At 75.1% G+C, this 23678-nt stretch carries 20 protein-coding genes; 11 read left to right on the top strand and 9 right to left on the bottom strand.

Translation table 11 applies throughout. The annotated features are described in order from the left end of the window. Window positions 1–27 precede the first annotated feature (27 nt). Entirely contained in the window at window positions 28–1656 is a 1629-nt protein-coding gene (pruA, locus tag ACGF5G_RS04040; RefSeq protein WP_393258811.1) for an L-glutamate gamma-semialdehyde dehydrogenase, read from the bottom strand. Between the two features lie 249 nt (window positions 1657–1905). Here pruA and ACGF5G_RS04035 point away from each other — a divergent pair, with 249 nt between their 5' ends. Further along, window positions 1906–2979 carry a hypothetical protein gene (locus ACGF5G_RS04035; RefSeq protein WP_393258809.1) on the top strand — a complete coding sequence of 358 codons (1074 nt, stop codon included), beginning with the start codon at window positions 1906–1908 and terminating at the stop codon, window positions 2977–2979. A 27-nt stretch (window positions 2980–3006) separates the two neighbouring features. On the opposite strand, the gene ACGF5G_RS04030 is transcribed toward ACGF5G_RS04035, so the two are convergent. Beyond that, window positions 3007–3516: a DUF6912 family protein gene (locus ACGF5G_RS04030; RefSeq protein ID WP_393258807.1), complete on the bottom strand. Its 510-nt coding sequence runs from the start codon at window positions 3514–3516 to the stop codon at window positions 3007–3009. A 216-nt stretch (window positions 3517–3732) separates the two neighbouring features. On the opposite strand from ACGF5G_RS04030, the gene ACGF5G_RS04025 reads away from it, so the two are divergent. Both ACGF5G_RS04025 and ACGF5G_RS04020 read left to right on the top strand, forming a co-directional pair. After that, window positions 3733–3960, top strand: coding sequence for a helix-turn-helix domain-containing protein (locus tag ACGF5G_RS04025; RefSeq protein ID WP_350685633.1), 228 nt, complete (start codon window positions 3733–3735; stop codon window positions 3958–3960). A 102-nt stretch (window positions 3961–4062) separates the two neighbouring features. Beyond that, window positions 4063–4665 carry an Rv3235 family protein gene (locus ACGF5G_RS04020; RefSeq protein WP_393258805.1) on the top strand — a complete coding sequence of 201 codons (603 nt, stop codon included), beginning with the start codon at window positions 4063–4065 and terminating at the stop codon, window positions 4663–4665. A 77-nt stretch (window positions 4666–4742) separates the two neighbouring features. Here the strand turns inward: ACGF5G_RS04020 and secA are convergent, their stop codons facing one another. After that, the gene (secA, locus tag ACGF5G_RS04015) at window positions 4743–7664 is read right to left on the bottom strand and encodes a preprotein translocase subunit SecA (RefSeq protein ID WP_393258803.1); all 2922 of its coding nucleotides are present in this window, start codon (window positions 7662–7664) and stop codon (window positions 4743–4745) included. Window positions 7665–7825: 161 nt separating this feature from the next. On the opposite strand from secA, the gene ACGF5G_RS04010 reads away from it, so the two are divergent. Further along, entirely contained in the window at window positions 7826–8989 is a 1164-nt protein-coding gene (locus ACGF5G_RS04010) for a GNAT family N-acetyltransferase (RefSeq protein WP_393258801.1), read from the top strand. Further along, window positions 8986–10095 (top strand): GNAT family N-acetyltransferase, encoded by a 1110-nt coding sequence (locus ACGF5G_RS04005; protein WP_393258799.1) that lies wholly within the window; start codon window positions 8986–8988, stop codon window positions 10093–10095. Before ACGF5G_RS04010 ends, ACGF5G_RS04005 begins: the two co-directional genes overlap by 4 nt. Before the next feature lie 97 nt (window positions 10096–10192). Here the strand turns inward: ACGF5G_RS04005 and hpf are convergent, their stop codons facing one another. The 5 genes from hpf to mtrA form a co-directional block, all read right to left on the bottom strand. Continuing rightward, complete coding sequence (gene hpf / locus ACGF5G_RS04000) at window positions 10193–10831, bottom strand: ribosome hibernation-promoting factor, HPF/YfiA family (protein WP_393258797.1); 639 nt, start codon at window positions 10829–10831, stop codon at window positions 10193–10195. A gap of 249 nt (window positions 10832–11080) precedes the next feature. Further along, window positions 11081–11785, bottom strand: coding sequence for a ComF family protein (locus tag ACGF5G_RS03995; RefSeq protein WP_393258796.1), 705 nt, complete (start codon window positions 11783–11785; stop codon window positions 11081–11083). Continuing rightward, window positions 11785–13578 (bottom strand): LpqB family beta-propeller domain-containing protein, encoded by a 1794-nt coding sequence (locus tag ACGF5G_RS03990; protein WP_393258794.1) that lies wholly within the window; start codon window positions 13576–13578, stop codon window positions 11785–11787. Before ACGF5G_RS03990 ends, ACGF5G_RS03995 begins: the two co-directional genes overlap by 1 nt. Next, window positions 13575–15362: an MtrAB system histidine kinase MtrB gene (gene mtrB, locus ACGF5G_RS03985; protein WP_393258792.1), complete on the bottom strand. Its 1788-nt coding sequence runs from the start codon at window positions 15360–15362 to the stop codon at window positions 13575–13577. Before mtrB ends, ACGF5G_RS03990 begins: the two co-directional genes overlap by 4 nt. Before the next feature lie 12 nt (window positions 15363–15374). Continuing rightward, window positions 15375–16064, bottom strand: a complete 690-nt coding sequence (gene mtrA, locus ACGF5G_RS03980; RefSeq protein WP_089001893.1) for an MtrAB system response regulator MtrA — start codon at window positions 16062–16064, stop codon at window positions 15375–15377. A 199-nt stretch (window positions 16065–16263) separates the two neighbouring features. Here mtrA and ACGF5G_RS03975 point away from each other — a divergent pair, with 199 nt between their 5' ends. From ACGF5G_RS03975 to ACGF5G_RS03955, 5 genes are read left to right on the top strand one after another with little or no spacing between them, the layout of a single operon-like run. Continuing rightward, the gene (locus ACGF5G_RS03975) at window positions 16264–17106 is read left to right on the top strand and encodes a hypothetical protein (RefSeq protein WP_393258790.1); all 843 of its coding nucleotides are present in this window, start codon (window positions 16264–16266) and stop codon (window positions 17104–17106) included. Then, window positions 17103–17684, top strand: a complete 582-nt coding sequence (locus ACGF5G_RS03970; RefSeq protein ID WP_393258788.1) for a DUF4129 domain-containing protein — start codon at window positions 17103–17105, stop codon at window positions 17682–17684. The genes ACGF5G_RS03975 and ACGF5G_RS03970 overlap by 4 nt, the downstream gene beginning before the upstream one ends. After that, complete coding sequence (locus tag ACGF5G_RS03965) at window positions 17681–19225, top strand: DUF4350 domain-containing protein (protein WP_393258787.1); 1545 nt, start codon at window positions 17681–17683, stop codon at window positions 19223–19225. The genes ACGF5G_RS03970 and ACGF5G_RS03965 overlap by 4 nt, the downstream gene beginning before the upstream one ends. After that, a complete protein-coding gene (locus tag ACGF5G_RS03960; protein WP_393258785.1) occupies window positions 19222–20214 on the top strand; it encodes an AAA family ATPase in 993 nt (330 codons plus the stop codon). Before ACGF5G_RS03965 ends, ACGF5G_RS03960 begins: the two co-directional genes overlap by 4 nt. Next, the gene (locus tag ACGF5G_RS03955) at window positions 20211–21521 is read left to right on the top strand and encodes a DUF58 domain-containing protein (protein ID WP_393258783.1); all 1311 of its coding nucleotides are present in this window, start codon (window positions 20211–20213) and stop codon (window positions 21519–21521) included. The genes ACGF5G_RS03960 and ACGF5G_RS03955 overlap by 4 nt, the downstream gene beginning before the upstream one ends. A gap of 36 nt (window positions 21522–21557) precedes the next feature. Here ACGF5G_RS03955 and ACGF5G_RS03950 read toward each other — a convergent pair whose 3' ends face one another. Then, window positions 21558–22544 carry a stage II sporulation protein M gene (locus ACGF5G_RS03950; protein ID WP_393258782.1) on the bottom strand — a complete coding sequence of 329 codons (987 nt, stop codon included), beginning with the start codon at window positions 22542–22544 and terminating at the stop codon, window positions 21558–21560. 33 nt (window positions 22545–22577) lie between these two features. On the opposite strand from ACGF5G_RS03950, the gene ACGF5G_RS03945 reads away from it, so the two are divergent. Further along, on the top strand, window positions 22578–23633 hold the full coding sequence (locus ACGF5G_RS03945) for an RDD family protein (RefSeq protein ID WP_393258780.1): 1056 nt from the start codon (window positions 22578–22580) through the stop codon (window positions 23631–23633). Window positions 23634–23678 lie beyond the last annotated feature (45 nt).

The following is a 23678-nucleotide window of genomic DNA, read 5'->3' as shown; positions in this document are numbered from 1 at the left end:
CGATAGGAAGGGCCCCTTCCTTACACCTCAGCCCATGTGCGGGTACGTGTGGTCGGTCGGCGCGACGAAGGTCTCCTTGATCGTCCGGGGCGACATCCACCGGACGAGGTTGTGCCAGGAGCCGGCCTTGTCGTTGGTGCCGCTGGCCCGGGCGCCGCCGAAGGGCTGCTGCCCGACCACCGCGCCGGTCGGCTTGTCGTTGATGTAGAAGTTGCCGGCGGCGTACCGCATCTTCTCGGCCACCGCGTCGACCACCCGGCGGTCGGTCGCGAAGATCGACCCGGTCAGCGCGTACGGCGCGATCGACTCGGCCTGGGCGACCACGTCGTCGAAGCGGGCGTCGTCGAAGACGTGCACGCCGAGGATCGGCCCGAAGTACTCGGTGGTGAACGTCTCGTGTGCCGCGTCGGTGCACTCGAACAGCGTCGGCCGGACGAAGTATCCGACGGAGTCGTCGGCGGTGCCGCCGGCGAGCACGCGGCAGGCGTCGTCGTCGGAGATCAGCTCCAGCGCGGCGGTGTGCCGGTCGAACGCCTTGGCGTCGATCACCGCGCCGCCGAAGTTGCCGAAGTCGGTGACGTCGCCGTAGGTGAGGGACTCCGTGGTGGCGGCCAGCCGGTCGCGCAGCCCGCCCTCCCAGAGCGACCGCGGGACGTACGCCCGGGAGGCCGCCGAGCACTTCTGGCCCTGGTACTCGAAGGCGCCCCGAATCAGCGCGGTGTGCAGGGCGTCGACGTCCGCGCTGGTGTGCGCGACGACGAAGTCCTTGCCGCCGGTCTCGCCGACCAGGCGCGGGTAGCCCCGGTAGCGGGAGATGTTCTCCCCGACGGTCTTCCACAGGTGCTGGAAGACCTTGGTGGAGCCGGTGAAGTGGATGCCGGCCAGGTCCGGGTCGGCGAGCACGACGTCGGAGACCTCCTCGCCACGCCCGGTGACCATGTTGATCACACCGGGAGGCAGGCCGGCCGCCTCGAACAGCCGCATGGTGAAGTGCGCGGCGAACTGCTGGGTCGGGCCCGGCTTCCAGACCACCGTGTTGCCCAGCAGGGCCGGCGCCGAGGGCAGGTTGCCGGCGATCGCGGTGAAGTTGAACGGGGTGATCGCGTAGACGAAGCCCTCCAGCGGGCGGTGGTCGAAGCGGTTCCACACCCCGGGCGACGACATCGGCTGCTCCTCCAGCAGCTTCCGGGCGAAGTGCACGTTGAACCGGAGGAAGTCGACGAACTCGCAGGCCGAGTCGATCTCGGCCTGGATGGCGGTCTTCGACTGGCCGAGCATGGTGGCCGCGTTCAGGGTGTCCCGCCAAGGGCCGGCGAGCAGCTCGGCGGCGCGCAGGAAGATCGCGGCGCGCTCCTCGAACGGCAGGGCCCGCCACATCGGGGCGGCGTCCTTGGCGGCCTTGACCGCCGCGCGGGCGTCTTCGTGGTCGGCGTGCCCGGTGACGCCCAGCACGTGCGCGTGCTTGTGCGGCTGCACCACGTCGATCGACTCGCCGCCGGCCATCCGCTGCTCACCGGCGATGGTCATCGGCAGGTCGATCCGCTCGGCGGCCAGCTCGGCCAGCCGCTGCTGGAGCCGTTCCCGGTCGACACTGCCCGGCTCGTAGTTGCGCACCGGCTCGTTGCGCGGCTCGGGTACGGAGAACACGGCGTCCATCAGGGCTCCTGGCGATCTCGACAGCGGTGGCGAAATCGGACCCGCTGGCACCGGCCGGACGACCGGCGCCGGGCGCCGCGGGGGGTGGACCGGTCGCGGCGGCGGGACCTCGCCCGATTGTTTCACGGCGCGGCCCTCGCCCCACCCCCACCACCGACCGACCAGGGCAGGCCCGGCGGGCGCGTACGCTGGGTGGCCGGTGAACTGCCGGCCCCGCCGAGGGCCGGGCGCCCGTCGGAGGGGAAGAGGATGACCAAGCAGCCCGGCAGCTCCGCCGCCGCGGAGTCGGACCAGCCGATTCCGGCCGCCGACGCCACCGCTGCCGAACCGGAGCGGGAGCCGGGCCCGGCCGACGCCGACGAGTCGGACCTGCCGGCCGCCGATGGTGACAGGTTCGCTCCGGCGCTCGCGCCCGGCACACCGGTGCTCGCGCTCCTGGCGCTCGGCTGGCTGACCGCGATGCTCTGGTCGACCCGCGAGGCGATCAACTCGGCGGCCGCCGGGATCACCGCGATCAGCCTCTCCGCCTTCGCCCTGCCGGGGGTGATCTCGGCCGCGCTGGTCGCCGGCGCCGCCTTCGCCCTCTTCGGCGTCGACCTGCTCGCCCGCCGGGGCAGCGACCGGGTGACCCTGCGCTTCGTGGCCGCGATCGGCACCGGCCTGCTGGTGGCGCTGGCCGCCGCGTTCGCGATCAACCTGACGTACGCCGACAACGCGACCACCAACGTGATCGCCGGCACCACCGCCGCCGCGGCGACGATCGGCGGGGCCATCGCCGGCGCCCGCAGCGCGCCCGTGGTCGGGGCCGTGGTCGCCGCCGCCCTCGGCACGCTCGTCTTCGTGGTGGCCTTCAGCCGGGCCCGCGATCCCCTGTTCGACCTCTTCGGCGCCGGCGACACCCAGGAGTCGCTGCTCACCGCCGCCAAGTGGGTGTCGCGCACTGAGTCGCTGCTCGCCGGCCTGTTGGCGGGGCTGCTCGCCTTCGGCTACCTGACCTGGGCCCGGCGCCGGGCCGCCCGGCGGGAGGCGGCGACGCCCGCGCCGCGCTGGCCGGCGTACCTGCTGGCCGGGGCCGGCCCGGGCCTGCTCCTGCTCCTCGCCGAAGTGATCATCCGGGTCGGCGGGCGCTCCCTGCTCGACCTGGCCGGCGCCCTGAGCGAGGCGGACGCGGTGGCGCAGACCTCGCTGGGCACCTCCCGGGTCGACAACGGCATCTGGGTGCTCTTCGTCGGCGCCCTGACCGCCATGATCGCCTTCGGCCGCACCCTGGGCCCGGCCCACGCCGACGACGACGAGCCGGCCGAGGCCGCCCCCACCCGCTGACGCCCGGCACCGCCGGCGACGGCGGGGTCAGGAGGCGGCGCGGAGCAGCAGGTCCAGCTCGGAGACGTCGTACCACTCCAGCTCGTGGTCCTCGGCCCCGTCGACCGTGAACTGGGCGTCCGGGTCGCCGGCGAGGGCCTCGACGACCACCTCCGCCGCGGCGGCCACGGCCTCGGCCGCGTCGGCGCCGTCCACGTGGATCGCGGCGACGGCGGCGACGGGCACGGGCGCGCTCAGCTCGACCGCGCTGGAGCCCAGCTCCCCGTCGCCCCGGCCCACTGCCGAGGCGGGCAGGTCCACCGAGACGACCACCCGGCGGCGGGGCGCGTCGGGATCGGCCCGGAGCAGTTGCAGCGCGTCCTGGGCGGCGCGGGTGAAGGCGACGTACTCCAACTCCTCCTCGTCGCCCTCGGCGTACCACTCGCGCAGGGCGGGGGTCACCGCGTGCGCGGCGGCCACGGGCAGCCCAGGCCCGCACAGGAGGGTCAGCATCGGGACGGTCGCCGGCACGTACACCCGGACAAGCTCCTCGGTCACCGGTCGTCTCCCCCGCTCAGGTCCTCCGCCGGCCTCCGCCGGTCCGGCGCCGATCATGCCGTACGCCGTGACCGTCATACACCTCGGACCTGCGCGACGGAAGCTCCCGGCCGGTGTGTCCCGCCGGACGCGTCGCCGCAGGTCCCGTCCGCCGGCTGGGCGACGTCGGCGGTCGGTGGCAAACTGAGCCAAACGACGCCGACCCCGGGAGTTTCCGTGGAACCGAGGTTCCTGCTGCTCTCCGACGTGGCCACCGAGCTGAACGTGTCGGACTCGCAGGTCTACCACATGGTGCGCAGCGGTGAACTGCCGGCGATCAAGATCGGCGGGCGTGGCCAGTGGCGCGTGGAGCGCGCCCGGCTGGAGGAGTACATCGAGCGCAAGTACGCCGAGACCGCCGAGTGGGTGCGGAGCAACCCGCTGGCCGAACGCGACCCGGAGTAACCACCCGAACGCCCACAGGCATTGACCGCCGGCTCTGCCGTGTCCGAGAATGGGGTCAGTCGAAGGCAAACGAAAGCAAACGCAAGATCATGGGAGGTCCGGATGACCGACTCGCGCCGCCCCGGCCCGCCGCGCCCTCCCGTCCGGCTGCGCCCCGCGCCCTCGTTCGAGCCGCCGTTCGCCGACGACGACGCCGCGCACTGGCCCGCCCCGGCGCACGCCCAACTCGTCCTCGACCTGTTCGAGCCGGCCCGCCGCGACGCCGACCGGCCGCCCGCCCGCCGGGCGCGGGTGTCGCCCGCCCCGGCGGGACCCGGCCGCGGGCCCGCCGCGCCGCTGCCCCCGGGCGCGCTGGTGACCGCCACCCCCGAGGCCACCCGGGCCGCCCACCGCTTCGTCAGCACCTGCCTGGAGGTGCTCAACGGCTACCGCCCGCCCGGGCAGCTCCGCCCGCTGCTCGACCCGGCCAGGGCGGCCGGGCTGCTGCCCGAGCTCGCCCGCGCCACCGCCCGGTCCGGCCCGGCGCGTCGCCGGTCCACCCGGCCCGTCGTGCGGCTGCGTCGGCTGCGGGTCTGCGAGCCGCGCGCCGCGGCCGTGGAGGCGGCCGCGGTGCTCGCCGGCGCGGGCGGACGCACCTGGGCGATGGCGCTGCGCCTGGAGCACCGCCGCGGCACCTGGCTCTGCACCGCCCTCCAGGTGCTGTGAAACGCGCATCGAGCCGCGGTCGGCGAGGACCGCGGCTCGATGCGCTTCGGCGGGGCGCAGCCCCGCTCACCTGCCGGTCAGGCGCCGCCGTTGGGGGCGCCGTGGCAGCGCTTGTACTTGCGGCCGGAACCGCACGGGCACGGCGCGTTGCGGGACGGGCCGTTGCCGGCCTCCGCCTGCCCCGGCGCCGGGCGCCGGGCGGCGCTCGCCGCGACGGCCGGGCCGCGCAGGCCCGTCGCCGGGCGCTGCGGCGCGGCCGGGGCCGTCGTCCCCGGTGCGGCCGGGGCGGCCGGTTCCGGCCGGCCGACGCCGAGCGCCGGCGCCTGCTCGTCGGCGCGCTCGACGGCCACCGCACCCGCGCCGGCCTCGCCGTCGATGGTCGGCGCCGAGTACTGGAGGCCCTGCTGCTGCGGCGACCGGCCCAGGCCCTTGGCCCGGATCTCGACCGGCTTGTCGAGCAGCTGCACCTCCTCGGCCGCGGGCTCCGGCTCGTTGACCTGGACCTCGACGTTGTAGAGGAAGCCGACCGTCTCCTCCTTGATGCCGTCCATCATGGTGGCGAACATGTCGAAGCCCTCGCGCTGGTATTCCACCACCGGGTCGCGCTGGGCGTACGCCCGCAGGCTGATGCCCTCCTGGAGGTAGTCCATCTCGTAGAGGTGCTCGCGCCACTTGCGGTCGATCACCTGGAGCAGGACCATCCGCTCCAGCTCGCGGGTGCCCTCCGCCCCGAGCTGCTCCTCGCGCCGGTCGTACGCGGCGTGCGCGTCCTCCTTGAGGCGGGCGAGCAGGAAGTCCCCGTCGATGCCCGCCCGGGACCCGCCGGCCTCCTCCTCCAGCTCCTCGATCGTCACGCCGACCGGGTAGAGCTGCTTGAGGCTGGACCAGAGCTGCTCCAGGTCCCAGTCCTCGCCGTAGCCCTCGGAGGTGGCCCCCCGCACGTACGCCTCGACGACGTCGTCGATCATGTTGCGGACCTGGTCGGAAAGGTCCTCGCCGTTGAGCACCCGCAGGCGCTCGGCGTAGATCACCTGGCGCTGCTTGTTGAGCACCTCGTCGTACTTGAGGACGTTCTTGCGGATCTCGGCGTTCTGGCCCTCGATCTGGGCCTGCGCGCTCTTGATCTGGCGGGTGACCATCTTCGACTCGATGGGCACGTCCTCCGGGATGTTGAAGCGCTCCATGACCGCCTCGACCGCCCCGGAGCGGAAGCGCTTCATCAGCTCGTCCTGGAGCGACAGGTAGAACCGGGACTCGCCCGGGTCACCCTGCCGGCCGGACCGACCGCGCAGCTGGTTGTCGATCCGGCGGGACTCGTGCCGCTCGGTGCCCAGCACGTAGAGGCCGCCGGCGTCGGCGACCTCCTCCGCCTCGGCGTCGCAGGCCTGCTTCCACTTGGGCAGGACCTCCTCCATCGCCTTGGCGTACTCCTCCTCGTGCTCGATCGGGTCGAGGCCACGCTGGCGGAGCTCGTTGGCGGCGAGGAACTCGGCGTTGCCGCCGAGCAGGATGTCGGTGCCGCGACCGGCCATGTTGGTCGCGACGGTGACGGCGCCCTTGCGGCCGGCCTGGGCGACGATCTCGGCCTCACGCGCGTGGAACTTGGCGTTCAGCACGGAGTGCGGGATGCCGCGGCGGCGCAGGAGCTGGGAGAGGATCTCGGAATTCTCCACCGAGACGGTGCCGACGAGCACCGGCTGGCCGATCGCGTGCCGCTCGGCGATGTCCTCCACCACGGCGTTGAACTTGGCCTTCTCGGTCTTGTAGATCACGTCCGGCCGGTCCTGCCGGACCATCGGCCGGTGGGTCGGGATGGTCACGACACCGACCTTGTAGACCTTGTTGAACTCGCCCGCCTCGGTCTGCGCCGTACCGGTCATGCCGGAGAGCTTCTCGTAGAGGCGGAAGTAGTTCTGGAGGGTGATGGTGGCCAGGGTCTGGTTCTCCTGCTTGATCTCCACCCCCTCCTTGGCCTCGATCGCCTGGTGCATGCCCTCGTTGTAGCGGCGCCCGTGCAGGATGCGGCCGGTGAACTCGTCGACGATCAGGACCTCGCCGTCGCTGACGATGTAGTCCTTGTCGCGCTTGAAGAGCTCCTTGGCCTTGATGGCGTTGTTGAGGTAGCCGACCAGCGGGGTGTTCACCGACTCGTAGAGGTTGTCGATGCCCAGCCGGTCCTCGACCTTGGCCACGCCGCGCTCGGTGACGGCGATGGTCCGCTTGGCGTGGTCGACCTCGTAGTCGCCCTCGCCGTCCTTGCCGGCCTGGAGCCGGGCCACCACGCCCGCGAACTCCGTGTACCAGCGGGCGGAGTGCTCGGCCGGGCCGGAGATGATCAGCGGGGTACGGGCCTCGTCGATCAGGATCGAGTCGACCTCGTCGACCACCGCGAAGTTGTGGCCGCGCTGGACCAGCTCGTCCCGCGACCAGGCCATGTTGTCGCGCAGGTAGTCGAAGCCGAACTCGTTGTTCGTGCCGTAGGTGACGTCGCACTCGTACGCGGCGCGGTGCTCGGCGGCCGGCCGGTTGGGCAGGACCACGCCGACGGTGAGGCCGAGGAACTCGTGCACCCGGCCCATCCAGGCGGCGTCGCGCTGGGCCAGGTAGTCGTTGACCGTGATGACGTGCACGCCCTTGCCGGAGAGCGCGTTGAGGTAGACCGGCATGACCGAGGTCAGCGTCTTGCCCTCACCGGTCTTCATCTCGGCGATGTTGCCGAAGTGCAGCGCCGCGCCGCCCATCACCTGGACGTCGTACGGGCGCTGGCCGAGCACCCGGGCAGCCGCCTCCCGGCACACCGCGAAGGCCTCCGGCAGCAGGTCGTCGAGGGTCTCGCCGTCCGCGAGCCGTTCCTTGAACTGGTCGGTCATGCCGCGCAGCTCGTCGTCGCTGAGGTTGACGTAGTCGTCCTCGATCGAGTTGACGGCGGCGGCGATGGCCTTCAGCCGGCGCACCATACGGCCCTCGCCCGCGCGGAGGACCCTTTCCAGAATCGACACGGATCAACGCTCCCCTAGACAGTCTCGAACCATCGTAGGCGCTCCATCGGCGCGATGGTCACTGGTGGCGGCCCTCCGACCCGGCGAAACCGACATAACTCGCTCGACGCGCGCCGCCTCCGCCGTAATCCGGTTACGCCGTCCGCGAACGATCCGGCACGATGGCTCGGGTGGAACCCGTGGAGATCACCGAGGACGGCCTGCTGCTGCGACCCTGGCGGGCGACCGACGCCGACGCGGTGCACCGGGCGTGCCAGGACCCGGACATCCAGCGCTGGACCACCGTACCTCGCCCGTACCTGCCCGAACACGCGCACAGGTTCGTCACCGAGGTGGCCCCGGGGGACTGGGCGGCCGGCACCGGGGCGCCGTTCGCGGTCTGCGACGCCGCCACCGGCGAGGTGCTCGGCTCCTGCGGGCTGGTCTCGATCGACCCCGGCCACGGCACGGGCGAGATCGGGTACTGGACCGCGCCCTGGGCCCGGGGCCGGGGCGTCACCGTACGGGCCGCCCGGGCCGTCGCGCGCTGGGCCCTCGACACGCGGAAACTGCGCCGACTGATCTGGCAGGCCGAGGTCGGCAACCACGCCTCCCGCCTGGTCGCGCTCCGGACGGGCTTCCGCGTCGAGGGGCAACTGCGGCTGGCCGACCCCGCGCCGGAGGGCGGGCCGGACGGTTGGATCGGCTCGCTGTTCCCCGGCGAGGTGCCCGCCCCCGGCGAGACCGGGCCCGCCGGGCCCGGCACCCTGGAGGCCCGGCGGGCCGCCGTCTTCGGCCGCCCCCAGCCCGTCCTCTTCGCCACCGCCGGCGGCGATGAGCTGCGGCTGCGCCCGATGGAGGAGCGCGACCTCGACGCGGTCGTCGAGACCTGCCGGGACCCGGGGACCATCCGGTGGACCACCGTGCCCGACCCGTACGACCCCGCCGAGGCCGAGTCCTACCTCGTCTACTCGCGCGGCACCTGGGCGGCCGGCACCTGCGCCTGCTTCGTGGTCGCCGGCGCCGACGACCGGTACGCCGGCTCGATTGACCTGCGGCTCTCCCCCGCCGACCCGCTGCTGGCCGACGTCGGCTTCATGACCGCGCCGGCGAGCCGGGGCCGGGGCTTCATGCCGGCCGCGCTGACCGCCCTCGCCACCTGGGGCTTCACCACGCTGGGCCTGGCCCGGATCGAGTGGCGGGCCAACGTCGGCAACACCGCCTCGCGCCGGGTCGCCGAGAAGGCCGGCTTCACGGTCGAGGGCACCGCCCGGGGCGGGCTCACGCACCGGGGCGAACGGGTGGACGCCTGGGTCGGCGCGCTGCTCGCCGGGGACCTGACGTGACGCCCGAGGTGATCGACGCCCACGGGGTGCGGCTGCGGCCGTTCCGCCCCGGGGACGCCGCCGACCTGGCCGCCGGCTGCGCCGACCCGGTCAACCTGCGGTTCAACCCGGGCCTGCCGGAGCCGTACACCGATGCCGACGCCCGCTGGTGGATCACCGAGGGCGCCCCGGCGGCCTGGACCGCCGGCGGGGCCGCGTACGCCATCGCCGACCGCGCCACCGACCGGCTGGTCGGCGGGGCGGGCCTCGGCCAGGTCGTGACGCAGCGCCGGCAGGCCGAGGTGGGCTACTGGGTCGCGCCCTGGGCGCGGCGTCGCGGCGTCGCGACCGCCGCGACGCGGGCCCTGGCCGACTCGGCGTTCCGGTGCGGGTTCGACCGGCTGGAGCTGCTGACCCACGCGGAGAACCCGGCCAGCCAGCGGGTGGCGCTCGCCGCCGGCTTCCGCCACGAGGGGGTACGCCGGGCGGCCGGCCAGCTCCGCGGCGGCGGCCGGTCGGACCTGATGGCCTGGGTACGCCTCGCCGACGACCCGCCCGGGCCCACCCCCCGGCTGCTGCCCGACCTGCCCGACGGCCGGCTCACCGACGGCGTGGTGACCCTGCGCCCGCTCGGCCCGGACGACGTCGACCTGATGTACCACCTGCACACACTGCCGGACGTGGTGGCGAACCAGGCCCCGCCGGTGCCGCCCACCCGGGCGGCGATCGCGCGACGCTGCCGGCTGTCGGAGAGCGGGTGGCTGACCGGCAGCATCGCCCGGCTGCTGATCCTCGACGCGACCACCGGCGAACCGGTCGGCAGCTGCGGGATGTCCTACCTCGACGCCGCCGCCGGGGAGGCGAGCATCGGCTACGCGCTGCTGCCCACCGCGCGGGGGCGCGGGCTGGCCACCCGGGCGGTGCGGCTCCTCGCCGGCTGGGCGTTCGGGCCGGTGGGGGCCGCCCGGCTGACGGCCGCCACCCTGCCCGGCAACGTCGCGTCGCAGCGGGTGCTGGAGAAGGTCGGCTTCCGCCGGGAGGGGCTGCTGCGCGGCCGGCTGCCGGGGCTGGCGGGCACCCGGATCGACGACCTGGTCTTCGGGCTGCTCCCCGACGAACTCCGCTGACCCGCGCCTGGTCGCACCTCAGGCGTGCGGTGGGCCGGAGGCCCGACGTCCGGTCGGCCGTGGCGGCGGCGCGGGCCGCCACCACGGCGCCGGAGGATCAGAGGGCGAGGGAGATGATGCCGTAGTCGTAGGCGTGCCGCCGGTAGACGACGCTCGGCCGGCCGGACTCCTTGTCCTGGAACAGGTAGAAGTCATGGCCGACGAGTTCCATCTGGAACAGGGCGTCGTCGACGGTCATCGGCTCGGCGGGGTGCACCTTCTCCCGCGCGATGTGCCAGGGCTGGTCGTCGTGCTCCTCCTCGACCCGTTCCGCCACGGCCGTGGCCGTGCCGGCGCGGGCGCCGTCGACGGACGCCCCCAGGGGCGCGTCGAGGTCGGCGACCGGCAGGCCGGCGGTGGCGGCGGCGACGGAGAGCGGGGCGTGCCGACCCCGGTGGACGCGGCGGCGGTCGGCCGCCCGACGCAACCGGGTGTCGAGCTTGGCGATGGCCGCGTCGAGCGCGCTGTAGAAGTCGTTCGTGCACGCCTCCGCCCGGATCACCGGGCCCCGGGAGACGCAGGTGATCTCGACGCGCTGGCAGTGGTCCGCCTGGCGGGGATTCCGCTCGTGAAAAAGCTCGACATCGACACGAATAAGTTTGTGGTCGTAGCGTTCGATCTTTGCGAGTTTCTCCGCTACGTGCACCCGGTAATGGTCCGGCACTTCGACGTTACGGCCCTTGACCACGATGTCCACGTGACCTCCCTAGTTCGGACGGTCGTTCGATCCGGCATCCGGTCGCGCGCATCTGGGGGAGGTCCCACTCGGCGTCGACCGGTCAGTGCGGCTACGCCTCCTTTCACCGCCGGGAGCGGGTGGGAAGACCTCCTACCCCCGACAGGAAAACGCTAACGCGTGTTCGCCCGGCAGTCACCCCCGGTCGCGGAGACGGCCAGAGATTTTTCACACCTCATACACCAACGGGTGAAACGGAAACACTATCGGTTACGACCGGTGCCGTTTCTCGGTCGCGGCGAGCACGGCGGCGACCGTCGGCGACAGCCCGCTCACGGTCAGCGCGCGTGCCACCGCGGCGAGGGTCGACCCGGTGGTGAGGATGTCGTCGAGCACCACGACCGCGGCCCCGTCCGGGGCGGGCGCGACCCGGGGGCGGACCCGGAAGGCGGACTCGGCCGCCGCCGCCCGCCCGGCGCTGTCCAGCGTCACCGAGTCGGGGCGGGGCAGGGCGCGCAGGGGCCGCCGCACCCGCACCGGCCAGCCCGCCCGGCGCAGCCGGTCCGCGCAGTGCCGGGTCAGCCGGCCGAGGTGGTCGCCGTACCGGGCGCGGGCCGCCGCCGCGGTGTCCGGCACCGGCACCAGCGTCACCGGCCGTGCCTCGCCGACCGCCGCCGCCACGACCTCGGCGAGCAGCGCGCCCAGCGGCCGGGCCAGCCCGTGCCGGCCGTGGTCCTTGTACGCGAGCAGCGTCTCCCGCAGCGGGCCCGCGTACGGGCCGAGGGCGAGGCAGGGCGGCAGGTCGGGCGGGGCCGGGGTGGGGCGTACCGCCCGGGGCCGCAGCGCGTCCAGCGCCGCCGCACACTCCGGGCAGACGCCGTGCCGCAGCCCCTGCCGGCGTTCCCGGCAACCGGCGCACTCCACGGGCAGCACCAGGTCGGTGAGGTCCGACCAGAGCCCGCCGAGGCCCGGCATCAGTAGAGGAAGAAGGGGGCGGTCGGGTTGCCGGCGCGCGTCCCGGTCGAGGGCGGCGACACCTGCACCTGCTCGGGCTGGATCCGCTCGAACGGAGCGCTCCCGTACGCCACCTCGTTCGCCTCGTACATCGCCGCGCCGCGTGGCACCTCCGTGTTGGCCGGGTACGCGGCGAGGTGGGTCACCCTGGCGCCGATCTTGTCCTCCACCCGGCTGTCCCGGGTGCCGTCCACGCTGACCTCGTAGACCGCGGGGCGGCCGACCTCCCCCGCGAGGAGCAGCTTGTCCTCGCCGTACCAGTCGACGGCCGACAGGCCGGTCAGCCGGGTGGGCAGCCGACGGGCCGGGCCGAGGGTGACCCCGCCCTCGGTGGGGGTCAGGGCGGCGACGTAGAGCGCGCCGCCGGCGATGACGGCGATCCGGTGCCCGTCCAGCGAGGCGGCCACCGCGGTCACCGTGCCGGGGACGCCCAGCGACACGGGGGTGAGCTGCGCCTGGGCGTCGAACCGGTAGAGAGCGCCGTCGGCGACCACCAACCCGGCCGGCTCGCCCCGGTCCGTCGAGCGCAGCCAGACCGGCCGGCCGATCGCGCCGTAGCCCCTGGCGCTGCGGTGGAAGACGGCGACGGGGTCGAGCCCGGCGCCGACGGACAGCCACTGGCGGCCGGCTTCCGTGACCACCAGCGCCGCCCGGATCTGGTCCTCCGCGCGGCTGAGCCCCGCCGACACGACGTTCCTGTTCGCCTCGGCCGCCACCGGCACCGTGGCGACCGTTCCGGCGGCGTCGGACAGCGGGTGGACGGCGCCCTCGTAGACGCAGAACCGCTGGTAGCCGTCGCCGACCCGGTACACCGGGTTCGCCTGCCGGTGCGCCTCCAGGTCGGGGATGTCCTTCCGGGGCTGGGTACGGATCTTGATCTCGAGCTGCCCGTCGACGTCGTGCAGCGACCAGGCGAGCTGCGTGGCGAGTTGCTCCAGGCGGACCTTCTCGTCCGGCATCTCCAGGTCGACCTCCCAGCGGCCCTCCGTCCGGGTGGCGTTGTTGATCAGGCGGGTGCCGTCCGGCAGCCCGGTGACCCCGGAGCGCAACCAGAGGGAGGGGCCGGCGGTCAGCCACTTCACCACCTCGCTGACCAGCCGCTCGTCGGGCACGGCGAGGGGCAGGTAGCGCTGGTCGGGCACCAGCCGGGTACGGCTGGAGTTCCAGAAGTAGATGGTCCGGCTCTGGTAGTACGCCTCGAGCGCGTCGACGCTGAGCAGCAGCACGTTCGGCGGGTTGGCCACGAACAGGCCCGGCTCCCCCTTGCCCTCCTGCCGGGGCGGGTTGCGCAGCTCGAACGTGTACGACGTGGTGCTCGTCTCCGGCGGGGCCAGCGTGCCGTCGGCGCGCAGCTGGCCGACCTGCTGCACCTTGAGGGTGACCTCGATCTTGCTCGGGGCGGTGACGATCACCGGCTCCTCCGTGAGCCGGACGACGGTCAGCGCGACCTCGCTGCCCTCCTTCACCTGGAGGCGGTCCTGGTCCTCCGGGGTGATGAAGTTCCGGACCCGCTGGTAGGCGCGGTCCGGCTCGCCCGCCGCGGCGGAGAGGAAGTTCTTGACGAACTGCCCCGGGACGCTGCCGCTCGCGCTGCGGTTCGGGGGCTCGCCCCGGATGCCGCTGGTGGAGCCGGCCTCGGCCGCCGGCCCGGCGCCCTCCACCCGGACCTCGGTGTTGGCCGGGATGCCGCAGCCGGCCGTGCCGCCCAGCAGCAGCGTGCCGCCGAGCACAGTGGCGAGCAGGCGCCGCCTCACGATCCCACCTCCGCGCGCCCCCCGGTCCCCTGCCGCCCCGGCCCGGCGGCCACCACGCCGTCGGCCGGGCCGATCGCGAGCACGCCGCCGCTGCCCGGGCCGATGGCCAGCAGGCCGCCCTCGCGGGGGCCGCCGAAGGGCAGGGCGGCGTCGGCCGGGACCAGCCGCAGCGGCGAGGTGGTCAACCGGTCGCCGGCCCGGGCCGGCAGGGTGAGCCGGAACTGGGCGCCCTGCCCGGGCGCACCCCACGCCTCCAGCCAGCCGCCGTGCAGCCGGGCGTCCTCCAGGCTGATCGACAGCCCCAGCCCGGTGCCGCCGGTCTGCCGGGCCCGGGAGGGGTCGGCCCGCCAGAAGCGGTTGAACACCAACTTCTCCTCGCCCGGCTTGAGGCCCACCCCGTGGTCGCGGACGGTGATCGCGACGGCCGTGTCGTCCATCCCCAGGGTGATGCGCACCGGCTTGCCCTCGCCGTGCTCCACGGCGTTGCCGACCAGGTTGCGCAGCACCCGCTCGACCCGCCGCGGGTCGACCTCGGCGATCACCGGCGTGGTGGGCACGTCCAGCTCGATGGGCACCCCGACCCGCTCGGCCAGGCCGGCCAGCCGGTCGGCCACCCGGTGCACGACCGGCACCAGATCGGTCGGCTCGGCGTCCAGCATCGCGAAGCCGGCGTCGAAGCGGCTGATCTCCAGCAGGTCCGTGAGCAGTTCCTCGAAGCGGTCCAGCTCGGCCTGGAGCAGCTCGGCGCTGCGCGCCACCGCCGGGTCGAACTCGTCCCGCTCGGCGAAGATCAGGTCGGCGGCCATCCGGACCGTGGTGAGCGGAGTGCGCAACTCGTGCGACACGTCGGAGGTGAAGCGGCGTTGCAGCCGGGACATCTCCTCCAGCCGCAGGATCTGCCGCTGGAGGTTGGTCGCCATCTGGTTGAACGACGCGGCGAGCAGGGCGAGATCGTCCTCGCCGTTGACCGCCATCCGCTGGTCGAGCAGGCCGGCGGAGAGCCGCTGGGCCGTCCGGGCGGCCACCCGCACCGGGGTCACCACCAGCCGGGTGACCAGGCCGGCGAGCAGGCCGAGCAGGATCACCAGGGCCGCGCCGGTGGCGACCACCGTCGCGCGGGCGTCGCCGGCCGTGTCGTCCTGCCGCGTCAGTGGCACGAGGTAGTAGAGCTCCACCTGGCCGAACTTGGTGGGCACGGGCGAGCCGTAGACCAGGTATTTCGTGCGCTCCCCGCCCAGCCGGCCGGTGCGGATCTGGCTGGCGACCTTGCCTCCGGCGACAGTGGCGCGCAACTCACGGCTGATCAGCGGCCGGACGTTGACCGCGGGCGAGGAACGCGGCTGGATGAGGCCGGCGTGGTTGTCGGCGGTGAGCGCCACGATCACGCCGGTGGTCTGCTGCGGGTCACCGCCGGCGAGGTAGTTGACCGTGCCGTCGACGGTCTCCTGGAACTGCGCGTCCTGGGGCTGGTTGTAGAGGCCGAACTGCCGCACCGCGTACGTCGCGCCGCTCTCCAGCCGCACCCGCACGTCGGTCTCGGCGTTCTCCACCAGGATGTTGGTGATCTTGTCGGCGATCAGGTAGGCGAAACCGCCCACCAGCAGGCTGGACGCGACCAGGGTGATGGTCACCACCCGCAGCTGCAGCGACCGTCGCCAGGTCTGGTGCAACCCGGCCAGCAGGCGCGCGGACCGGCCGCTCACGCCGCGCCACAGCTTCCGCGCGGCGGCGACACGCCGGTGGGGAGCTGTCGGCTGGGGGTCCGGGATCGGGGAGGTGGCCACAGTGTGACCAGGCTATCCGGTGCCCGCCTTGTAGCCCACGCCCCGCACGGTGAGGATGATTTCCGGTCGCTCCGGATCCGGCTCGATCTTGGCGCGCAGCCGCTGCACGTGCACGTTGACCAACCGGGTGTCCGCGGCGTGCCGGTAGCCCCAGACCTGCTCCAGCAGCACCTCGCGGGTGAACACCTGGCGCGGCTTGCGGGCGAGCGCGACCAGCAGGTCGAACTCCAGCGGCGTCAGCTTCACCTCCTCGCCGTTGCGGCTGACGGTGTGCGCCGGCACGTCGATGGTGATCTGGTTGCCGGGCGGCCCGATGGTCAGCATCTCGGGGGCCACGTCCTCGCCGCGCCGCAGCCGCGCCCGCATCCGGGCGACCAGTTCCTTGGGCTTGAACGGCTTGACCACGTAGTCGTCGGCCCCGGACTCCAGGCCGAGGACCACGTCGACGGTGTCGCTCTTGGCGGTCAGCATAACGATCGGCACGCCCGACTCGGCCCGGATCGACCGCGCCACGTCGATGCCGCTCATGCCGGGGAGCATGAGGTCGAGCAGGACGATGTCCGGCCGGTTCTCGCGGAACGCGGCCAGGGCCCGCTCCCCGTCGGCGACGAAGGAGGGCAGGAACCCCTCGCTGCGCAGGACGATGCCGAGCATCTCGGCGAGCGCGGGGTCGTCGTCGACCACCAGTACCCGGGCTCTCATGGGGTTAATGTTTCCATCCCGTTCAGTTTCGGTGGGATCCGCGTCACCCGGCACGGTACTGCCGTGGGACGCCGCCGCCCAGCAACCGACGCCGGCGTCGCCGCCCCGGCGTGCGGGTCCACCCGATCGGACCGCGCGTGTCACCATGATCCCCGCGTGCGCCGTCACGCGCCACCGCCGCCCGTCCCCAGGAGTACGCGTGCCCGACGCCGGCCCGACCGCCGTGCTCCCGCGCCGCCCGCTCACGGTCGGCGAGCTGCTCGACTCCGCGGTCCTGCTGCTGCGCGGCCAGGCCCGGGTGCTGGTCCCACTCGCCCTCGCCCTGGCCGTCGGCGAGCAACTCCTGCTCTACCCGCTGCGGCTCGCCGCCGACGTCGAGCCCCCCGTCTGGTTCGTGGAGTTCGATCACTTCGGCATGTACTGGCTGCTGCTGGCCGTCGGCGCGGCGACCGAGGCGATGATCATCACGCTGCTGGGCAACCCGGCCGCCCGGTCCGCCGGCGGCGCGCTGTTCGGCCGTACGGTCGGGCCGCGCGAGGTGCTCCGTCCCGCCGGCGCCCGCTGGGGCGCCACGGTGCTGCTCACCGCTTTGGTCGGGCTGGTGATGTGGGTGGCCGCGCTGTTCGGGCCGGCCTGGTTCATCGGTTTCGCCCTGCTCGGCGCCGTGGCGCCGGCGCTGGTCGTCGACCGGGTGCACCCGCTGCGGGCCCCGCTGCGCGCCGCCACCCTGGCCGTACGCGGCGGCGGCCGGGCCGGCGGAATCCGGCTGCTCGGCTACCTGTCCTGGTGGATCGTCCGCCTCGGCCTCGGCATCGGCGTCTACTACGGGCTGAACGCGCTCGACCTGGTCGACCGGGCCTGGGCCCCCTGGCTGTCGCTGGCCGTGTGGGCGGGCGTCAACAGCGTCGCGTACCCGGCGCTGGCCTGCCTCGACGCGGTGCTGCACCTGGAGACCCGGATGCGCACCGAGGGGCTGGACATCCGGCTCTCCCGGGCCCGGACGGGCACGCCGGAAACCGTTCTGCTGGCGGCCGACCGATGAGCTTCAGCCGGTGGTGGACCGAGACCACGGCCGCGCTCGGCGACCGGGTGCCGCTGCCCCTGGCCGCGCTGCTGCTGGTGCTCGCCGCGGTGCTGGTGGCGGTCGGCTGGTACACGTACCCCGCCTGGGTGCCCCGCCGGCTGCCCCGACTGCCCCGGCTGCGTCGACGCCGCCGGCAGCCCGGGCCGGTGGACGTCCCCGCGCCGGTCGTACCCGCGCCGCGCGAGCCGGAGCCGGAGTTGCCGGCCGCCGCGTACGTCTCCCTCGCCGACCGGCTGGCCGCCGAGGGCCGGTACGCCGAGGCCGTCCGGGAACGGCTGCGCGCGATGATCCGCGAGCTGGTCGCCCGGGGGGTGCTCCAGCCGCAGCCCGGCATGACCGTCGTCGAGGTGGTGCGGGCCGCGACGGCCAGCCGTCCGCAGGTCGGCCCGCCGCTGGGCGCCGCCGGGGCGATCTTCTCCGAACTCTGGTACGGCCAGCGCCCCGCCTCGGCCGAGCACGACCGGCGGATGCGGGAGCACGCCGCCGACCTGGACCGGCTGCTGACCGGCCGACCCGAGGACGGGCCACGACCATGAGCGCACAGGTCACCGCCGCCCAGCCGGCCCCGAAGGCCGGCGACGCCTCCCGGCGACGTCGCCGCCGGCACCGGCTGCTGATCCCGTTGGGCCTGGCCGCGCTGCTGCTGACCACCACCCTGGTCACCCACGCGCTCGACCAGCCCGATCCCACCGACCGGGGGTTCCTCTCCCCCGTCGCGACCGGGGACGACGGCGGCAGCCGGCTCGCCGCCGCGCTGCGCGAGCGGGGCGTCACGGTGCAGCGCGAGACGGACACGCTGCGCGCGCTGCTGGCCGCCCGCAGCGGGCCGGCCACGCTCTTCGTGCCCGCGCCGGCGCTGCTGCACCCGGACACGGTCGGTGCGCTGAGTTCGCTTCCCTCGGCCACCCGGCTGGTGCTGGTGGATCCGCCACGGCGGGTGCTGGACGCCGTCCCGCTGCCGGTGGAGCCGACCGGCCGGCGGTGGGCCGCGCAGGCGGTGGAGCCCGACGCGCGGGGCCTGCCCTGCCCGATGCCCGAGCTGCGCCAGCTCGGGCGGTCGGCGGTCGGGCTGCAACGCTACGCGGTCACCCCGGGCCGGTCGGCGCCCGTGCAGTTCTGCTTCGACGGCGGGCTCGCCCGGCTGCTCCGGGTCCCCGAGAGCGTGGTGGTGGTCGGCGCCAGCGACCCGTTCCGCAACGACCGGATCGACGAGTGGGACAACCGGGCGTTCGCCACCGCCCTGCTCGGCGGGACCGGCCGGGTGGTGTGGCTCGACCTGGACGGCCAGGCGCCCCCGCCGACCTTCGGCTCCGGCAGCAGCGGCAGCCCGGCCTGGTCGCCCACCCCGGGCGGCTCCACCGAGTACGGCGGGCCGGGCGGCGGTCGCCCCGGCGGCCCGGGCGACGGCGACGGGCGGCCCGGCGGCCCGGGCGGCGGCTCCGACAACGACGGTGACGACTCCCGCGCCGACGGCTCCGACCCGCCGAACCCGCTCTGGTCCGCCTTCCCCGGCTGGTTCTGGGCGCTGTTGGTGCAGCTCGCCGTCGCCGCCCTGCTGGCCGCGCTCTGGCGGGCCCGCCGCCTCGGCCCGCCGACGCCGGAGCCGCTGCCGGTGACGGTCCGCTCGGCGGAGACGGTGCTCGGCCGGGCCCGGCTCTACGAGAAGGCCGGCGCCCGGGACGCGGCCGCGCGGACGCTGCGCACCGCCGCCCGGGACCGCCTGCTGCCCCGGCTGAACCTGCCGCCGACCGCCCCGCCCGCCGAGGTGGCCGCCGCGGTCGCCGCCCGCACCGGCGACGGCCCCGGGCGGACCGAGAAACTGCTCTACGGCGGCGCGCCCGACACCGACCAGGACCTGTTGGAGCTGGCCCGCGCGCTGGACCGGCTGACCCGCACGGTCGCCCCGCACCCGGCCGACGGGCCGCCGACCGAGGCGCACGCCACGCCGCACCCCGCGCGCCCGACCGAGGCGCACACCGCGCACCAGGCCGACGCGCACGCCGTGTCCTACCCCGCCGACGGGCCGCCCCCGGCAGCCGCACCGCACCCGCACCGACCCGAAGGAGATCCTCGGTGACCCGACCCGCCGGAACCGCCGATCCGCTGACCGCCGGCCCCGCCGATCCCCGGGCCGCCCTGCACCGGCTGCGCGCCGAGGTCGCCAAGGCGGTCGTGGGGCAGGACGCGGTCGTCACCGGCCTGGTGATCGCCCTCCTCTGCCGTGGACACGTGCTGCTGGAGGGCGTGCCGGGCGTGGCCAAGACCCTGCTGATCCGCACCGTGGCCACCGCGCTCGACCTGCGGTCCAAGCGGGTGCAGTTCACCCCGGACCTGATGCCGGGAGACGTGACCGGCTCGCTGATCTTCGACCCGCGCACCGCCGCCTTCACCTTCCGCGAGGGGCCGGTGTTCACCAACCTGCTGCTCGCCGACGAGATCAACCGGACGCCCCCGAAGACCCAGTCGGCGCTGCTGGAGGTCATGGAGGAGCGGCAGGTCTCGGTCGAGGGCGACCGGCGTCCGCTGCCCGACCCGTTCATCGTCGCCGCCACCCAGAACCCCATCGAGTACGAGGGCACCTACCCGCTGCCGGAGGCGCAGCTCGACCGGTTCCTGCTCAAGCTCACCGTGCCGCTGCCCAGCCGGGAGGAGGAGCTGGGGGTGCTCCGCGCGCACCACGCCGGCTTCGACCCGCGCGACCTGACGGCCGCCGGCGTACGGCCGGTGGCCAGCGCGGCCGACCTGGCTGCCGCCCGGGCGGCGGTCGGCCGGGTGCACATGGCCGAGCCGCTGTTCGCCTACATCGTCGACCTGTGCCGGGCCACCCGCAGCACGCCGGCGCTGGAGCTGGGCGCCTCGCCCCGGGGCGCGACCGCGCTGCTCACCACCGCCAAGGCGTGGGCCTGGCTGGCCGGCCGCGACCACGTCGTCCCGGACGACGTGAAGGCGGTCGCCCGGCCGACGCTGCGGCACCGGCTGCGGCTGCGCCCCGAGGTCGAGCTGGAGGGCGTCGGCGTGGACGCGGTGCTGGACACGGTGCTGGCCACCGTGCCGACGCCGCGATGACCTGGCGGGCGGCGCTCCTGCTGGCGGCGGGCGCGCTGACCCTGCCGGCCTGGCCGGCGCCGTTCGTCGGCCTGCTGGTGATGACCGGCGCGGTGCTGCTGCTCGTGCTGGTCGACCGGGCACTGGCCGCGTCGCCGGGGGCGCTCGCGGCGACCCGGGAGGGCGACCGCGCGGTGCGGCTCGGCGGCACCGCCACCGTCGCGCTGCTGCTGCACAACCCCACCGGCCGTACGCTGCGTGCCCGGGTTCGCGACGCCTGGGTGCCCTCGGCCGGCGCCCGCCCCGACGTGCCCCCGGCGCAGCTCGTGCGCGTCGGGCCGGGCGGGACGGTGGCGCTGCCCAGCCGGCTCACCCCGCTCCGGCGGGGCGACCGGCCGGCGGTGGCGCTGACCGTGCGCTCGTTCGGGCCGATGGGGCTGGGCTTCCGCCAGCGCTCCGGCCGCCCGGCCACCCCGCCCTGGACGCTGCGCGTGCTGCCCCGCTTCGACTCCCGCCGGCACCTGCCGGAGAAGCTGGCCCGGCTGCGCGTGATCGACGGCACCCAGGTCAGCCGGGGGCGCGGCCAGGGCACCGAGTTCGACACCCTCCGCGAGTACGTGGTGGGCGACGACGTGCGGTCGATCGACTGGCGGGCGAGCGCGCGCCGGGCCGACGTGCTGGTGCGGACGTGGCGGCCGGAGCGGGACCGCCGGCTGGTGTGCGTGCTGGACACGGGCCGCACGTCGGCGGTGCGCGTCGGCGACGAGCCCCGGCTGGACACCGCGATCGACGCCGCGCTGCTGCTCGCCGCCCTCGCCGCCCGCGCCGGTGACCGGGTCGACCTGCTCGCCGCCGACACGGCGGTCCGGGCCACGGTGACGGGCACCGGCCGGCCGGCCCTGCTCTCCCGGCTGGTGCACGCCCTCGCCCCGCTCCAACCGGCGCTGGCGGAGACGGACTTCGACCTGATCGCCGGTGAGCTGCTGCGCCGGCAGCGCCAGCGCAGCCTGGTGGTGCTCTTCACCGCGCTGGAGGCGGGCGCCCTCGGCGAGGGGCTGCTGCCGGTGCTGCCCCGGCTCGCCGCCCGGCACAAGGTGGTGATCGCCGCGACGCACGACCCGGTGCTGACCGCGCTCACCACGGCCGTCCCGCAGCGCCCCGGCGACGCCTACGCGGCTGCGGCGGCCTGGCGGGCGCTGGCCGAACGCGACCGGGTCCGCGCCGCGCTGGGCCGGCACGGGGTGACGGTCGTCGACGCCGCGGCGGGCCGTCTGGCCCCCACCCTGGCCGACACCTACCTGCGCCTCAAGTCCCTCGGCCAGCTCTGATCCCCGGGCCGGTCTGGGCCGGTCCGGGCGAGGCGGTCAGCGGCGGGCGTGCGGGTCGAGGACGTCGTCGCCCTCGGGCGCGGCGGTCGCCCGGCGGCCGAGCAGCACGACGTACGCCAGGAAGGCGAGCCAGACGGCGGCGCCCGCGAGGACGCGGAGCGGGACCGGCACGGGCGCGGGCGTCACGAACGCCTCGATGACGGCGGAGACCGCGAAGAGCCCCACCAGGCCGACGGCGACCAGGACGCCCTCGCGGCCCGCCCGGGCGACCGCCTGCCCCCGGGTGAGCTGGGCGGGCGGCGCGATCCACGCCCACCCGACGCGCAGGCCCACCCCGGCGGCCACGAAGACGCCGGTCAGCTCCAGCAGCCCGTGCGGGGTGATCAGTCCGAAGAAGACGTCCGCCCGGCCGTAGGCGACCATCACCCCGCCGACCACGCCGATGTTGAGCGCGTTCTGCCAGAGCAGGTAGAGCACGGGGACGATGAGCACCCCGGCGGCGAGGCACTGGGCGGCGAGCCAGGCGTTGTGCGTCCACAGGTGGAAGGCGAAGGTCGGCGCGGCGAACTCGGTGTAGTAGCCGGCGAAGCCGGACTCGACGAGGTCGGCGGCCGCCTCCTCGCCGATGAACGCGCCCGCCGTCTCCGGGTTGCCCGCCACGTACCAGATGAGGAAGAAGCTGAGCAGGGTGAAGCCGGTCGCCACCCCGCACCACCAGGGCCAGGCGCGGTAGACCGCGCCGGGGAAGCCGACCAGCAGGAACCTGCCGACCGCCGCCCAGGACGGCCGCGGGCGGCCGGTGAGCCGGGCCCGGGCCCGCAGCACCACCTGGGAGAGCTGGCTGACCAGCGCCGGGTCGGGTGAGCGGCTGCGCAGCACCGAGAGCTGGGTGGTCGCCCGCTGGTAGAGGGCGACGAGTTCGTCGACCTCGGCGGCGTCGAGCCGGCCGCGCCGGGAGAGTTCCTCCAGCCGCCGCCACTCCCCGCCGTGTTCCGCGACGTACGCGTCGAGATCCACCGTCACCCCCGTCCGGCGATCATAGTGTTCACTGTCGGGGTGAGAGCGCAACCACGACCGCCGGCCCGACCCGCCCCGTGGGGCGACGCCGGGCTGGTCAGCGGGGAGGCCGTGGAGCTGGACGTCCGGGCCGCCCGGATCGGCTCCCGGGTGCTCGCGCTGATGCTCGACATCCTGGCCCAGATGGTCCTCGTGCTGGTGCTGTCGATCGCCGCCGGCATGGTGCTCGCCAACCTGCCGACCGGGCTGGTCGACGAGGCGCTGACCGGTGCCCTCGCGACGGTGGGGCTGGTCCTGGTGCTGGTCGGCTACCCGGTGCTCTGCGAGCGGTTCAACCACGGCCGGACGCTGGGCAAGCTGGCGGTCGGGCTGCGGGTGGTCAGCGCCGACGGCGCCCCGGTGGGGCTGCGGCAGTCGCTGACCCGGGCGCTGGTGGGCGTGGCGGTGGAGTGGCCGGGCCTGGTGCTGCCGCTGCTGAGCTGGGTCGCCGGCGTGACCGTGATGCTGACCGACCGGCGGGGGCGCCGGCTGGGCGACCTGGTGGCGGGCACCCTCGTCGTGCACACCCGGGCGGCGACCGCCTGGCGACCGGTCCCGACGGCGGTGCCCGTGCTGGTCGGCTGGGCGTACACGCTGGACCTGAGCCGGCTGGACGACGGCCTGGCGCTGGCCGCCCGGCAGTACCTGGCCCGGGTGCGCCACCTGGCGGAGCCGGCCCGCGGGCGGCTGGGCCGCGGCCTGTGGGCCGAGATCTCGGCGGTGATCACGCCGCCCCCGCCGCCGGGCATGCCGGAGTCGGTCTACCTGGCCGCGGTCCTCGGCGAGCGGCACCGGCGGGCCTGGCACCGGCTGGGCCGCGGTCGCGCGGTCGCCGCGACGCTCTGGCCGGAGCTGATGCCCGGCCCGCCCGCGCCGCCCCGCGCGGTCCCGGCCGCCGCCCCGCCCGAGGTCGCCGCGCCACCCGGCACGATCCGTCCGGCGGCGCCCGGCGGCGCGCCGGTCGCCGTGCCGGCGCAGCCCCTCGCGGCGGTACGACCGGCGGTCGCCCCGTCGGCGCCGGCGGGTGCCATGTCCACGCCCGACGCCGGCACCTGACCGACGGGCGCGGGCACCCAAGCGGCGGGCGCGGGAGCGCCGGCC

The sequence above is a fragment of the Micromonospora sp. NPDC047730 genome, from assembly GCF_043204765.1.
Lineage (GTDB): Bacteria > Actinomycetota > Actinomycetes > Mycobacteriales > Micromonosporaceae > Micromonospora.
This window is presented reverse-complemented; position numbering and strand designations above follow the sequence as displayed.